Origin of the sequence: Stenotrophomonas cyclobalanopsidis, assembly GCF_008710035.1 — a bacterium.
Lineage (GTDB): Bacteria > Pseudomonadota > Gammaproteobacteria > Xanthomonadales > Xanthomonadaceae > Stenotrophomonas > Stenotrophomonas cyclobalanopsidis.
On the sequence record NZ_VYKI01000002.1, the window covers coordinates 143647 to 156615 of the forward strand.

Annotated in this window: 12 protein-coding genes; 6 read left to right on the plus strand and 6 right to left on the minus strand. The window is 69.7% G+C overall.

The features are described from left to right. Positions 1-5: 5 nt before the first annotated feature. Positions 6-467 carry a DUF3106 domain-containing protein gene (locus FJU31_RS02550; RefSeq protein ID WP_150453341.1) on the plus strand — a complete coding sequence of 154 codons (462 nt, stop codon included), beginning with the start codon at positions 6-8 and terminating at the stop codon, positions 465-467. A 181-nt stretch (positions 468-648) separates the two neighbouring features. Here the strand turns inward: FJU31_RS02550 and FJU31_RS02555 are convergent, their stop codons facing one another. Both FJU31_RS02555 and FJU31_RS02560 read right to left on the minus strand, forming a co-directional pair. Continuing rightward, positions 649-1728 (minus strand): NAD(P) transhydrogenase subunit alpha, encoded by a 1080-nt coding sequence (locus FJU31_RS02555; RefSeq protein WP_150453342.1) that lies wholly within the window; start codon positions 1726-1728, stop codon positions 649-651. Between the two features lie 52 nt (positions 1729-1780). Further along, positions 1781-4138: a DUF1631 domain-containing protein gene (locus FJU31_RS02560; RefSeq protein WP_150453343.1), complete on the minus strand. Its 2358-nt coding sequence runs from the start codon at positions 4136-4138 to the stop codon at positions 1781-1783. Between the two features lie 331 nt (positions 4139-4469). On the opposite strand from FJU31_RS02560, the gene FJU31_RS02565 reads away from it, so the two are divergent. The 4 genes from FJU31_RS02565 to FJU31_RS02580 are packed head-to-tail and all read left to right on the plus strand — an operon-like array spanning position 4470 to position 7363. Next, entirely contained in the window at positions 4470-5048 is a 579-nt protein-coding gene (locus FJU31_RS02565) for a nitroreductase family protein (RefSeq protein WP_150453344.1), read from the plus strand. Next, on the plus strand, positions 5033-6022 hold the full coding sequence (locus FJU31_RS02570) for a 5'-3' exonuclease (RefSeq protein WP_150453464.1): 990 nt from the start codon (positions 5033-5035) through the stop codon (positions 6020-6022). The genes FJU31_RS02565 and FJU31_RS02570 overlap by 16 nt, the downstream gene beginning before the upstream one ends. Next, positions 6019-6573 (plus strand): NUDIX hydrolase, encoded by a 555-nt coding sequence (locus FJU31_RS02575; protein WP_150453345.1) that lies wholly within the window; start codon positions 6019-6021, stop codon positions 6571-6573. Before FJU31_RS02570 ends, FJU31_RS02575 begins: the two co-directional genes overlap by 4 nt. Next, the gene (locus tag FJU31_RS02580; protein ID WP_150453346.1) at positions 6566-7363 is read left to right on the plus strand and encodes an N-formylglutamate amidohydrolase; all 798 of its coding nucleotides are present in this window, start codon (positions 6566-6568) and stop codon (positions 7361-7363) included. Before FJU31_RS02575 ends, FJU31_RS02580 begins: the two co-directional genes overlap by 8 nt. 81 nt (positions 7364-7444) lie before the next feature. On the opposite strand, the gene FJU31_RS02585 is transcribed toward FJU31_RS02580, so the two are convergent. Together FJU31_RS02585 and FJU31_RS02590 are read right to left on the minus strand one after the other, a co-directional pair. Further along, positions 7445-8116: a DUF7716 domain-containing protein gene (locus tag FJU31_RS02585; protein ID WP_150453347.1), complete on the minus strand. Its 672-nt coding sequence runs from the start codon at positions 8114-8116 to the stop codon at positions 7445-7447. Next, positions 8113-9525 carry an MFS transporter gene (locus tag FJU31_RS02590; protein WP_150453348.1) on the minus strand — a complete coding sequence of 471 codons (1413 nt, stop codon included), beginning with the start codon at positions 9523-9525 and terminating at the stop codon, positions 8113-8115. The genes FJU31_RS02585 and FJU31_RS02590 overlap by 4 nt, the downstream gene beginning before the upstream one ends. A 90-nt stretch (positions 9526-9615) precedes the next feature. Here FJU31_RS02590 and FJU31_RS02595 point away from each other — a divergent pair, with 90 nt between their 5' ends. Next, positions 9616-10515 carry a LysR family transcriptional regulator gene (locus tag FJU31_RS02595; protein ID WP_246161191.1) on the plus strand — a complete coding sequence of 300 codons (900 nt, stop codon included), beginning with the start codon at positions 9616-9618 and terminating at the stop codon, positions 10513-10515. A 523-nt stretch (positions 10516-11038) separates the two neighbouring features. On the opposite strand, the gene pip is transcribed toward FJU31_RS02595, so the two are convergent. Then, positions 11039-11980, minus strand: a complete 942-nt coding sequence (gene pip, locus FJU31_RS02600; RefSeq protein WP_150453349.1) for a prolyl aminopeptidase — start codon at positions 11978-11980, stop codon at positions 11039-11041. Positions 11981-12028: 48 nt separating this feature from the next. After that, positions 12029-12886, minus strand: a complete 858-nt coding sequence (prmC, locus tag FJU31_RS02605) for a peptide chain release factor N(5)-glutamine methyltransferase (protein WP_150453350.1) — start codon at positions 12884-12886, stop codon at positions 12029-12031. Positions 12887-12969 lie beyond the last annotated feature (83 nt).

The following is a 12969-nucleotide window of genomic DNA, read 5'->3' on the forward strand; positions in this document are numbered from 1 at the left end:
GAACCATGCTGCGACGCCCCACCCTGCCCCTGCTGTTCGCCCTGATCCTGCTGCCGGCCGCGCCGCTGCTGGCACAGACGCCCACGCCTGCGCCCGCCGCGACGCCGGGCGCGAGTGCTGCGCTGCCGAACTGGGAACAGCTCAGCCCGGCCCAGCGCGAAGCGCTGCTGGCGCCGCTGCGTGACCGCTGGAACGGCGCCGATGCCGGCCAGCGCCATCGCATGCTCTCGCACGGCCAGCGCTGGCAGTCGATGAGCCCGGAAGAACGCGACAAGGCCCGCCGCGGCCTGCGCCGCTTCGAGCACATGAGTCCGGAACAGCGAGAGCAGGCGCGCGCGTTGTTCGGCCAGATGCGCACGCTGAGCCCGGCCCAGCGCGATGCGCTGCGCGAGCGCTGGACGGACATGACGCCGGAACAGCGCAAGGAATGGGTGCGGGAGAATCCGCCGCCGGCGAAGCCGCGGTAATTGGGTTGCGCCGGGCCATGCCCGGCGGATCCGGTGCGGGCCGCCGCGCTCGCTGGGCATTGCCCGGCGCTGCCGCTTCAAAGCCGCGTGCAGCTCTATGTAGAGCCGAGCCCACGCTCGGCTGCTTCATCGCCTCTGCGCAAGCCGAGCATCGGCTCGGCTCTACAGCGTGCGGGTCCGGTCACGCCAGCCAGCGCGTCTTCGCCAGCAGTTCGTCTTCCCAGTCGAAGCCCAGCTGGCCGCCCTGTACGAACAGGGTGATGAAGTTCAGCAGGTTGCGTGCGTACATTTCACTGGCCTGGGTGGCGCCGCGGCTGGCCAGGTTCAGCGGGCCATCGATGGCCACGCCCTGGTGGTCGATGCACTGGCCCGGCTGGGTCAGCGCGCAGTTGCCACCGCTTTCGGCCGCCAGGTCGACGATCACGGTGCCCACCGCCATGCCCTCGACCATCGCCGCAGTGACGATGGTGGGTGCCGTCCGGCCCGGCACGGCCGCGGTGCAGATCACCACGTCCACGCTGCGCAGGTGGTCTGCCAAGCGGCGCTGCTGCTCGGCGCGTTCCTGGTCGGTCAGCGCGCGCGCGTAGCCGCCCTCGCCCGCTGCGCTCACCCCCAGGTCGAGGAAGCGCGCGCCCAGCGACTGGATCTGTTCACGGGTTTCCGGGCGCACGTCGAAGCCTTCCACCTGCGCGCCGAGACGGCGCACGGTGGCGATCGCCTGCAGGCCGGCCACGCCGGCACCGATCACCAGCACCTTGGCCGGGCGCACGGTACCGGCCGCCGTGGTCAGCATCGGGAAGAAGCGCGGCGCGCGCTCGGCGGCGATCAGCGCGGCCTTGTAGCCGGCCATGCCCGCCTGCGAACTGAGCACGTCCATGGCCTGCGCACGCGTGGTGCGCGGCAGCTGCTGCAGCGGGAACAACAGCAGGCGGTCGTCACCGGCCAGCGCCGCCAGCGAGGGATCCGCAGCGGGGGTCAGCAGGCCGACCACGCTGGCGCCCGGCTTGAGCTGGGCCAGCACCGTTGCCGGTGGCGCCTGCACGCACAGCAGGATGTCGATCTCGCTCCAGCGGCCGGCGTCGAAGGCGCGTGCGCCGGCATCGTCATAGGCGGCATCGGGGAAGCCTGAAGCCAGTCCGGCGCCGGCTTCGTACCAGACGGTGATGCCCAAGGCCCCAAGCTTGCGCGCCGTTTCCGGCGTCAGTGCCACGCGCCGTTCGCCCGGCGCGGTCTCCTTCATCCCCAGCAACGCCACGGCCATGCAGGTCCCCGCTGATCGGTGAGTTCTCCCGATCCTAGCAGGCAGCCACCCCTCAGTGCAGGGTGGCGCTGCCCGGGTCCAGGCGATCGATCACGCCCTGCATGGCACTGTCGAAGGCGCCATCATCGACGTGGGCGCGCAGGCGACCCAGCCGCACCATGACTGCCAGTTCTTCCGGCGAGGCCACGCAGAAGCGCACGCCGCGGCGGTTGACGAACAGCAGGCGCGAGGAGATCGGGCTGATCCAGGACAGCTTGCCGGCCTGGACCTTGCCGTCCTTGTCGACGAAGTCCAGCCAGTTGCCGATTTCCATGCGGCGGAAACGATCGGCGTCGGCATTGTCGAAATCATCGGTATCGACCTGCCCGGCCAACTCCACGGCGCTGGCTTCGGGCACCGGCGGGGTCGGCAGCGCGACCTGCGGCAGTTCCGGCAGCGCGCGCTGCAGTTCCGGCCGCGATTCGGCAATGCCCTGCAGGGTGCCGTGCAGCGCATCGATGGCGGCCGAGGCCGCGTCACCGTGCACGCCGACACTGGCGAACACCTTGGCCAGCACCGGCTGCCAGGCCTGCAGCCACGGCTTGCCGATGATGTGCCGGCGTGCCTCGGCCACTTCCTCCAGCAGGCCATCGGCCAAGCTCAGTGCCTCGGCCACGGACGCGCCGTCCTCGCCCTCGCGCAGCAGCGCCAGGGTCAGGTGGTGCTGCCACGGCTGGCGCAGGAATTCGGCGATCGCCGGCGGCAGGGTGGCATCGCCGATGCGGCGGTCCAGTTCGGCGCCGGCGCGGTTGCGGGCCATCTCCAGCTTTTCCTGGCCACGCTGCGTTTCAGCGGCGCGGCGCTCGGCGATTTCCACGCGGCGGCGATGCTGCAGCAGGAAATCGCGGAATTCTTCTTCGAGGGTCAGGAAGATCGCCAGGTTCTCGTTGAACTCGGCAACCAGCCGCTCGATGATCTCCTCGACCTTGGCCATCAGCATGCGCTCGGCCTGGCTTTCGCCGGTGTTGCCTTCGCAGGCCTCGGCCAGCGAATTGAGCAGCTTGCGGGCCGGATGGGTCTTCTGCACGAACATGCGGCGGTCGAGCATGGCAACCTTGACGAAGGGCACCACCAGGCGGCCGATCAGCTCCCGCGAGCGGCCTTCCAGTTCGCGTTCGTCCAGCATCACATCGAACAGCATGCCGACCAGGTCGATCGCATCCTCGTCCTGCGGGTCCAGCCGGGTCTGGCTGGGGTCCACGCCGAGGCGGGTGGCGTTGGACAGCACTTCGCTCTTCAGCCGCTGCGCCAGCGATTCGCCGTCCTCGCCGATGGCCGCGCGCAGGGTGGCGCTGGGCGTGGCCTGCAGCAGCGACAGCACCGACATCATCTCGCGCTGGCTGAGCGGGCGATGCTGGCCCACCGCCACCTGCGCGGCCGACGTGGCGTCCTCGCGGACATGCCGGGTCTGCTGCAGCAGTTCCTGCAGCGCCTCCAGCAGCATGCCCTGCTGGCCGGGATAGGCTTCGCCCGACCCGGCCGACGCGGCCGACGCGCCGCCGGGCATGCCATGTTCGCCGGGCAGCTGCTGCTGCATGTGGCCACGACGTTCGGACCAGCGCGCGGCAAACCGCTGCGCCCAGGCCGGTGCGGCCTGCTCCTCGTCGCTGAATTCGGTCTCGAAGCCCGACGTCTGGCGCTGCTCGACCAGGTCGTCCAGCCCGTGCGGTGCCTGCGGGGCTGGGGCCGGGGCCGCCGACAGCGGTCGCCGCGGGGCGCCCATCTGCGGCATCACACCGGCGGCCGCCAACTGCTCGTCCAGTTTCTCGTAGATGCGGCCCACCGGCGTGCGCATGTCGCGCTCACACAGCTTGATCAGCACCAGATGGACTTCCGGTGCCAGCTCGCACCCGGCGAAGGCCTGGTGGATGGCCACGCCCAGGTGTTCGGGGCTGATCGGATCGAGGTCGGCGTCCAGGTCCAGACCGCCGACCAGCCAGCCGAGGCGGCGGTCGAGGCGGGCCAGCACCGGCTTGAAATCGCGCAGCAGCACGGTGGCGAAGTTGCGCACCGCCAGCCGCGATTCCAGGACATGCTCGGGAATGAGGCTCAGGCTTTCCTCGGCCGGCCCGGACAGGGTGGCTTCGGCTGACAACGGATGGCCTTCGGCCAGCGCGGCCCAGGCCTGGTCCAGGTGAGCGGCAAATGCCGCGGTGATCTCGTCCCGGCGCCGGCGCAGTTCGCGCATGGCATCCAGGAACAGCAACTGCGACGAGCCGGCATTGCCGGCACGGTCGAACAGGGCATCGTCAAACCGCGCCAACGCCGCGCCGAAGGCCTGGCCCAGCGCGGGCAGGACAGCGTCCCGCGCACGCTGGAGCTGGGCCGGGTCACGACCCGACGATCCCATCTGAGTGGGCGCACTCATCATTCGGGAAGGCTCCCCACCTTCTCTGGTACGACAGGCATCATGGACATCGCGACGACCGGTACACCCCATGTACCGGATCGTCGATGGTAGGCCGGCCAGCCCGTCACGGACAGTGAAACAGTCCTCACTTCAAACCTCACGACCGGCGGCCCGGCAAGACGGACATCCTAAGCCGTGCGGGGCCTGCGAGGCGAGGGGCAGGGCTCGCCGGATGCCCGGCAGTGGCATGACGTTCATCACAGTTTGATAGTGAAAGGGCAAACGCGACGCAGACAGCGTCACCAACCGCCCCGACTATAATCTTCAGCCCGTGATGACCGGTTCAGACTCCATGCCCGACCCCGCAGCCCTGCTCGCCCTCGACGCCCGCCGTTCGGTGCCCTCGCGGCAGCTGGGCGAGCCCGGCCCGGACCCGGCCACCCTGCTGCGCATGCTGCAGTCGGCCGTCCGCGTGCCCGACCACGGCAAGCGCGTCCCGTTCCGTTTCCTGAAGATTGCCGGCGATGCCCGTCACACCCTGGGGGACTTCCTGGTCGAACGCAGCCGCCAGCGCGATCCGCAGGCCGGCGAGGCGGTGTTCGAGAAGGACCGCCAGCGCTTCAGCCACGCCCCGGTTGTGATCGTGGTGGTGGCCAGCCCGCGCCCGGACGCCAAGGTGCCCGAGCAGGAGCAGCTGATGACCGCCGGCTGCGTCTGCTTCGCCCTGCTGCAGGCCGCCCAGGCGCTGGGCTTCGGCGCGCAGTGGCTGACCGCGTGGATGGCCTTCGACCCCGCCGTGCATGCCCACCTGGGCTTGGCCGAGGGCGAAGGCATCGCCGGCTTCATCCATATCGGCACGTCCAAGGCCGACGTGCCCGAGCGCGAGCGGCCGGACGCCGCGGCCCTGCTGCAGGACTGGACCGGCCAGTGAGCGCCGTGAATGCCGTGCCGCTGCCGCCACCGCTGTACCTGGTGGATGCCAGCATCTATGTGTTCCGCGCCTGGCATTCGCTGCCGGACGAGTTCCAGGACAGCCAGGGCTGGCCGACCAATGCGGTGCACGGGTTCGCCCGCTTTCTGCTGGACCTGCTCGAGCGCGAGCGCCCCCGGCACATCGCCATCGCCTTCGACGAGGCGCTGGACAGCGGCTTCCGCCACCGCCTGTATGCGGCCTACAAGGCCAACCGCGACCCTGCGCCGGAAGCGCTGAAGCGCCAGTTCGTGCACTGCAAGGCGCTGTGCGCGGCGCTGGGCCTGGTGGTGCTGGCCCACCATGACTACGAGGCCGACGACCTGATCGGCAGCGCGCTGCACCAGCACCGGCACAGCCACCGCGGCCTGATCATTTCCGCCGACAAGGACCTGTCGCAGCTGCTGCTGGACCACGACGAACAGTGGGACTATGCACGCAACCAGCGCTGGGACGTGGCCGGGGTAAAGGCTCGGCACGGCGTGCACGCACACCAGGTCGCCGATTACCTGGCCCTGTGTGGCGATGCGGTGGACAACATTCCCGGAATCAGCGGTGTCGGCGCCAAATCGGCGGCGGTGCTGCTGGCCCACTTCGGCAGCATGGACGCGCTGTACGAACGCCTGGACGAAGTGCCGTTCCTGCGCCTGCGCGGCGCGGCACAGATGGCCGTGCGCCTGCGCGAGCAGCGCGAACACGCCCAGCTCTGGCGACAGCTGACCACCATCGCGCTGGACGCGCCGCTGGAAGGCTGCCAGCCGGGCCTGCTGCGCCAGGCGGCGGACCCGGAGCTGCTGGGCGGCCTGTGCCAGGCGCTGCGCTTCGGCCCGCTGACCCGCCGGCGGCTGTTCAGCGCCGCAGGCGTCAACGATCCCGGTTCGGCCACCGCGGCCGGTCCCGACCATTCCCTCCCCTCCTCCAGCGAGCCCGCATGAGCCAGAGAAACACCGAAGCCCCGCGCGTCGTCTACGAAGGCAAGTACCAGCGCATGGTCGTGCGCGGCAGCTGGGAATACAGCGAACGCACCCATGCCGGTGGCCTGGCGGCGATCATCATCGCGGTCACCCCCGAGGACAAGGTGGTGTTCGTCGAGCAGTTCCGCGTGCCGCTGCAGTCGTCCACCATCGAGATGCCGGCCGGCCTGGTCGGCGACATCACGGCGGGCGAGTCGATTGAAGCGTCGGCCGTGCGAGAGCTGGAAGAAGAAACCGGCTGGACCGCCGAGCACGCCGAAGTGCTGATGATCGGCCCGACGTCTTCCGGTGCCAGCAGCGAGCAGATCGCCTTCGTCCGCGCCACCGGCCTGCGCCGCATCGGCGAAGGCGGCGGCGATGACAGCGAAGACATCACCGTGCATGAGATTCCGCGTGCACAGGCTGCCGCCTGGCTGGTGCAGAAGATGGGCGAAGGCTACGCGCTGGACGCCAAGCTCTGGGCCGGCCTGTGGATGATCGAGCACCACCTGGATGGACGCCCGCGTGGCTGACGCCGGCCTGCGTGCAGTGCCGGCCCTGCTGGGCGCCGACGATCCTGCGATCTACACGATCCACCGCGCGCAGGGCGCATCACCGTTCCTGCTGCTGGCCGACCATGCCGGCCAGCAGGTGCCGCGCGCATTGAACGGCCTGGGCCTGGCGCAGGTAGAACTGGACCGCCACATTGGCTGGGACATCGGCATCGCCGGCACCACCCGCGCGCTGGCTGGGCTGCTGGATGCCTGGGCGATCGAACAAACCTATTCGCGGCTGCTGATCGACTGCAACCGGCCGCTGGCCTCGCCCACGCTGATCCCGGAAGTAAGTGACCACACTGTAGTGCCAGGCAACGCCGGACTGTCGGCGGCGCAGCGGCAGCAGCGCATCGACGCCATCCATGCGCCGTATCACGCACGCATCGATGCCGAGCTGGACGCACGCCGCGATGCCGGCCGCCCCACCTTGCTGGTGATGATGCACAGCTTCACCCCGGCGATGAACGGCGCGGCGCGGCCGTGGCACGCCGGCGTGCTGTACCACCAGGACACCCGCTTCGCCCAGGCGCTGCTGCAGGCGCTGCGCGATGAAGGCGACCTGGTGGTGGGCGACAACGAACCGTATTCGGTGAGCAGCACCAGCGATTACGCGGTGCCGGTCCATGGCGAAGGCCGCGGCCTGGTGCATGTGGAACTGGAAATCCGCCAGGACCTGATTGCCGATGTGGCCGGGCAGCAGGCGTGGGCCGAGCGCCTGGCGCGGATCTTCAGCGCGTTGCAGCCAGGGTTGCTGGCGGCCGGCTGACCGAAGCCCGGTAGTGCCGGGCCATGACCGGCGAGCCGCATCGCGGCGGCGCACTGCAATGCCGCTGGGCATGGCCCGGCGCTACCGCAGCGTAGGCGCATCCATCCACGGGAACGGCTTGAAGCCGTGCACGTGCACGGTCGCGCCGATGGCTTCGAACTGATCCTTGATGGCCTGCGCGCGGTTGCGATCCAGGGCTTGCCCCAGCAGCAGCGGCAACGCACGGCAGCGTGCCAGCGCTTCACCCACCGGTACCTCGTGCAGGTGGGCCACACGCTGTGCGGTCGCCTTCAACTGATCGTCCGCGCAGGCCAGCAGCTGTAGATCGAACGAAGCAAAGATGCCTGCGCCAACACCGGCATCACGCGCCGCCGCCCGATCTGCAGCGGTCGCCTCACCCAGCGCCTCGTCGATGCCTTCCACTCCCTGGAACGCATCGTACTCGTGGTAGTACGCCAGCGCCTGCGCGTACTCGGCCAGCGTGGACAACGGGCGCTGCCGCTTCTGCACGTCGAGCACGTCGGCGAACGTCGCCGGTTCCAGATAGGTGGACAGGCCCAGCGCGTGCGCCTCGGCCGGCACCTCGCTGTCATCGTCGAACGCGGTCTCCTCGTTGGGCGGCAACCAGAAGCGTGCCTGCAGCAGGTCACCGTCGGTGGCATGCACCCAGCCGAAGGACTGGTACATCGCATGGTCGTCGTTGCAGGCAGCGAACGCGTGCAGGGTCTGTTGCAGGTCGAGCAGTTCGATCATGCGTTGTTGGCCTGTCCATCAAGGGAACTGCAGTCTACCGGTGCCGGGCGCAGGCCCAGCGCGATGACCACGCCGAACAGGGCGAACAGCGCGGCGCCGTACTCGGCACGCACCAGCCCGGCCAGCGCGCTGGGCGAACCTGCAACGCCAGCGCCGGCATTGGCCACCATCACCAGCACCGCAAGACCCAGGGCACCGCCGATCTGCTGCGCGGTGGCAGCCATGCCCGAGGCCACGCCCTGCTGTGCGGCCGGCACGCCCTGCCCGGCCACGATCCACATCGAGGTCCAGTTCATGCCCTGGCCGATGCTCAGCACCACTACGCCCGGCAGCAGCGGCCAGAAGTTAGACGCGTGCGGCAGTGTTGCTGCGACCCAGGCGATGCCAACAACGCCGGCCAGCTGGCCGAGCACCAGCACTTTGCGTGCACTCCAACGCTTCAGTGCCCACTCGGCCAGCTGGATGCCGACCATGCACACCGCCGTCGCCGGCAGGAACGCCAGCCCGGCCTGCAGCGGGCTCCAGCCGTAGCCATCCTGGAAATACAGCGCCATGAAGTAGTACTGCACGCCGTAGCTGCTCATGAAGGCGAAGGTGAGGCCGAGCGCGGCGCGCAGGCCGGGCAGGCGCAGCAGCGCGAACTGCATCAGCGGGTCGCGGCTGCGCTGTTCGATCTGCACGAAGGCCACCAGCAGCAGCGCCGACAGCAGCAGGCAGCCCAGCGTGGCCGGCGCGGTCCAGCCCCACTCCGGCCCCTGCACAAGGGTGGTCACCAGCAGGCTGCCGCCGAGGGTGACGGTGATGCAGCCGGCCAGATCGAACGAGCGCCCCTGCGCGCGCGGGCCATCGACCGGCAGCCAGGCACCGGCGGCAACGGCGCAGGCGGTGGCCAGCGGCACGATCACCGCCAGCACGGCCGGCCAGCCGAACGCCTGGGTCAGCACGCCGCCAAGCAGGGTGCCCAGCGCCAGACCGACCGCGCTGGCCATGCTCCAGAGCGCCAGCGCGCGGTTGCGCACCGGGCCCTCGGCATACAGCGTGTTGATCAGCGCCAGCGTGGCCGGGAACAGCAGTGCGGCACCGATGCCCTGTGCCGCGCGCGCGATGATCAGCAGCGTGGCATTTGGTGCCAGCGCGCCCAGCAGCGAAGCCAGCGCGAACAGCAGCATGCCCAGCCGGTAGAAGCGGCGGCGCCCGATCAGGTCGGCAGCGCGCCCGCCCAGCAGCAGGCTGCCGCCGAAGGCCACGGTGTAGGCGCTGACCACCCACTGCAGCTGCTGCGCATTGATCTGCAGCGCGCGGCCCATGTCATGCAGGGCGACGAAGATGATGGTGGCGTCCAGGGCGATGATCAGCTGGGCGGTGGCCAGCAGGGTCAGCGCCCAGCGCGGGTACTTGAGTGGGGGCATCGGCGGCGGTGGATCGGTGGGGAGCGCAGTCTCATTGATGCGGCGCCATCAATAAACCCCCACGCGCCTATATCTGTCATGATTTTCGGCATGAATGGATCGTCATTGGACCTCAATGCCGTGCGCATGCTGGTGCAGGTGGCCGTTTCGCGCAGCTTCACCGTCGCTGCCGGGCAGCTGGGCCTGAGCCAGTCCGGGCTGTCGCGCGCGATCGGCCGGCTGGAGGCCACGCTGGGGGTGAAACTGCTGCAGCGGAACACCCGCAACGTGGCGCTGACCCCGGATGGGCGCCAGTTCGTCGACCAGGTCGCGCCGCTGCTGTGCGGCCTCGAGGACGCCGAGCGTCAGCTGGCCGACCGCCCGTGCACGCCCTCGGGCACGCTGAAGATCAGCGCGCCGTCGATGTTCGGGCGCAAGGTGCTGGTGCCGCTGCTGGGCCCGTTGCTGCAGCAGCACCCGCAGCTGCAGGTGGACGCGGTGCTCAGCGATCGTCTGGTCGATCTGGTCGAGGAAGGCTTCGATGCCGCGCTGCGCACCGGCGTGATTGCCGACCAGCGCATCGTTGCGCGGCCGCTGCGGCCGCTGCGCTGGGTTACCGTGGCCAGCCCGGCCTACCTGGCTCGTCGCGGTACGCCGGGGGATATCGCCGCGCTGCACGAGCATGCCTGCCTGGCGGTACGCAACCTGCGTAGCGGACGCGTGGTGGACTGGCAGTTCCGGCAGGACGGCCAGCTGTGCGACTTCACCCCGCCGACGCGGATGGTGTTCGACAGCGGCGACCCGCTGGTGGAAGCGGCCATCGCCGGCATCGGCATCGTGCAGGTGATGGATTTCGCGGTGGCCGACGCGCTCGCTGACGGCCGCCTGCAACGCGTGCTGCAGCCGTTCGAGGGCCGCAGCCGCGCGCTGTCGCTGATCTACCCGCCGTCGCGGCAGCACTCGCCGAAGCTGCAGGTGCTGGCCGACGCATTGCTGGCCGGCGACTGGTAATCCACGCCATGCGTGGATGGGGTTCGGCTTCGCGGTAGCGCCGGGCCATGCCCGGCGAGCCGCAGCGCGGCGGCGGAACGGAATGCAGCCGGGCATGGCCCGGCGCTACCGGTAAGCGTTGCTACCGGGTGCAGTAGATCCACGCCATGCGTGGATGGGATTCGGATGCGCGGTAGCGCCGGGCATGGCCGGCGAGCGGCATCGCGGCAGCGGAACGGAAAGCCGCCGGGCATGGCCCGGCGCTACCGGTAAGCGTTGCTACCGGGTGCAGTAGATCCACGCCATGCGTGGATGGGATTCGGATGCGCGGTAGCGCCGGGCATGGCCGGCGAGCGGCATCGCGGCGGCGAAACGGAATTCCGCCGGGCATGGCCCGGCGCTACCGGTAAGCGTTGCTACCGGGTGCAGTAGATCCACGCCATGCGTGGATGGGATTCGGATGCGCGGTAGCGCCGGGCATGGCCGGCGAGCGGCATCGCGGCAGCGGAACGGAATGCCGCCGGGCATGGCCCGGCGCTACCGATCAGGCGAAACTATCGGTGGCGCGCACCAGCGCGTCCACATTTTCCGCTTCGAACGCCGAGTGGCCCGAAGCAGGGGTGATCTCGAGCTTGGCCTTCGACCACACCTTGGTCAGGTCCCAGGCGTTGGCCAGCGGGCACACCACGTCGTAGCGGCCGTGCACGATCACGCCCGGGATATCGGCGATGCGGTGCGCGTCGCGCAGCAGCTGGTCTTCCACCTCGAAGAAGCCACCGTTGACGAAGTAGTGGTTCTCGATGCGGGCAAAGGCGAGGGCGAAATGCGGGTCTTCGTGGCTGTTGATGAAGTCATCATCGACGTGCAGGAAGCTGGTCGCGCCTTCCCACACCGCCCACGCCTTGGCCGCTTCCAGGCGCGTGGTTTCGTCTTCGCTGGTCAGGCGGCGGTGGAAGGCCGAGATCAGGTCGTGGCGCTCCACGGCCGGGATCGGCTTCAGGTAGTGCTCCCACGCATCCGGGAACAGGCGGTTGGCGCCTTCCTGGTAGAACCATTCCAGTTCCCAGCGGCGCAGCATGAAGATGCCGCGCAGCACCAGCTCGGTCACGCGCTGCGGATGGGTTTCGGCGTAGGCCAGGGCCAGGGTCGAACCCCAGCTGCCGCCGAACACCTGCCAGCGGTCCACCTTCAGGTGTTCGCGCAGCTTTTCGATATCGGCAACGAGGTCCCAGGTGGTGTTGTCCACCAGGTCGGCATGCGGGGTGGAACGACCGGCGCCGCGCTGGTCGAACAGGATGATGCGGTACTTGGACGGGTCATGGAACTGGCGCATCTTGTCGTTGCAGCCGCCGCCCGGACCACCGTGCAGCATCACCACCGGCTTGCCGTCCGGGTTGCCACACTGTTCGAAGTACAGCGTGTGGCGGTCGTCGACTTTCAGGGTGCCGACGTCGTAGGGGGTGATGGCGGGATACAGCGTACGCATGCTTGCAGCTCCAGGGTGATGCCCTGCCAAGGCAGGAGAACCTCCATTCTAGGCTGGGCGCTGCCCCAGGGTGATGCGGTCGCGCTGCTCCAGGTCCTGCGCGGTCTGCACCTGGGCATAGCCGGCCTGCTCGAACAGCGCGCGGATCGCCTCGCCCTGGTCCCAGCCGTGCTCTATCAGCAGCCAGCCGTCGGGCAGCAGGTGCGCTTGGCCGCCGGCGACGATGCGGCGGATGTCATCCAGCCCATCCAGGCCAGACGCGAGCGCCGTGGCCGGTTCGAAACGCAGGTCGCCCTGCTGCAGGTGCGGGTCATCGCTGGCGATGTAAGGCGGGTTGCTGGCGATTAGGTCGAAGCGCTGGCCCTGCAGCGGCGCATACCAGTCGTGGCCGCCTTCGGCCAAGCGCACGTTGCCCAGTTCATGACGGGCGGCATTGCGCGCGGCCATCGCCAGCGCGCCGGGGCTGGCGTCGGTGGCCAGCACCTGGGCCTGCGGGCGCTCGCTGGCCAAGGCCAGGGCGATGGCACCGCTGCCAGTGCCGAGATCGGCCACCTGCAGGTCGCGATCGGCCGGCAGGCGCTCCAGCGCCAGTTCCACCAGCAGCTCGGTTTCCGGGCGCGGAATCAGGGTGGACGGGTCGACGTCCAGGTCCAGTGTCCAGAAGCCGCGGCGGCCGGTCAGGTAAGCCACCGGTTCGCCGGCCACGCGGCGCGCCAGCAGGGCGTCGAAGGCCGCCAGATCGGTGGCGGGCAGCGGATCGGTGGCGTGTGCGAACAGCCAGCTGCGCGGCCGGGCCAGCACGTGCAGCAGCAGCAGTTCGGCCTCGTGGCGGGCGTCGATACCGCCGAGGCGGGCGCTGGCGTCGGCTACGGCCTGGCGCAGGGTGGGTTCTGTTTTGAAGGACATGCCTCAATTGTAGAGTCGAGGGGGGGGGGGGGGGGGGGGGGAGAACGACCCCCACAACGAAGAGACCGCGGGCCGAAACGCGG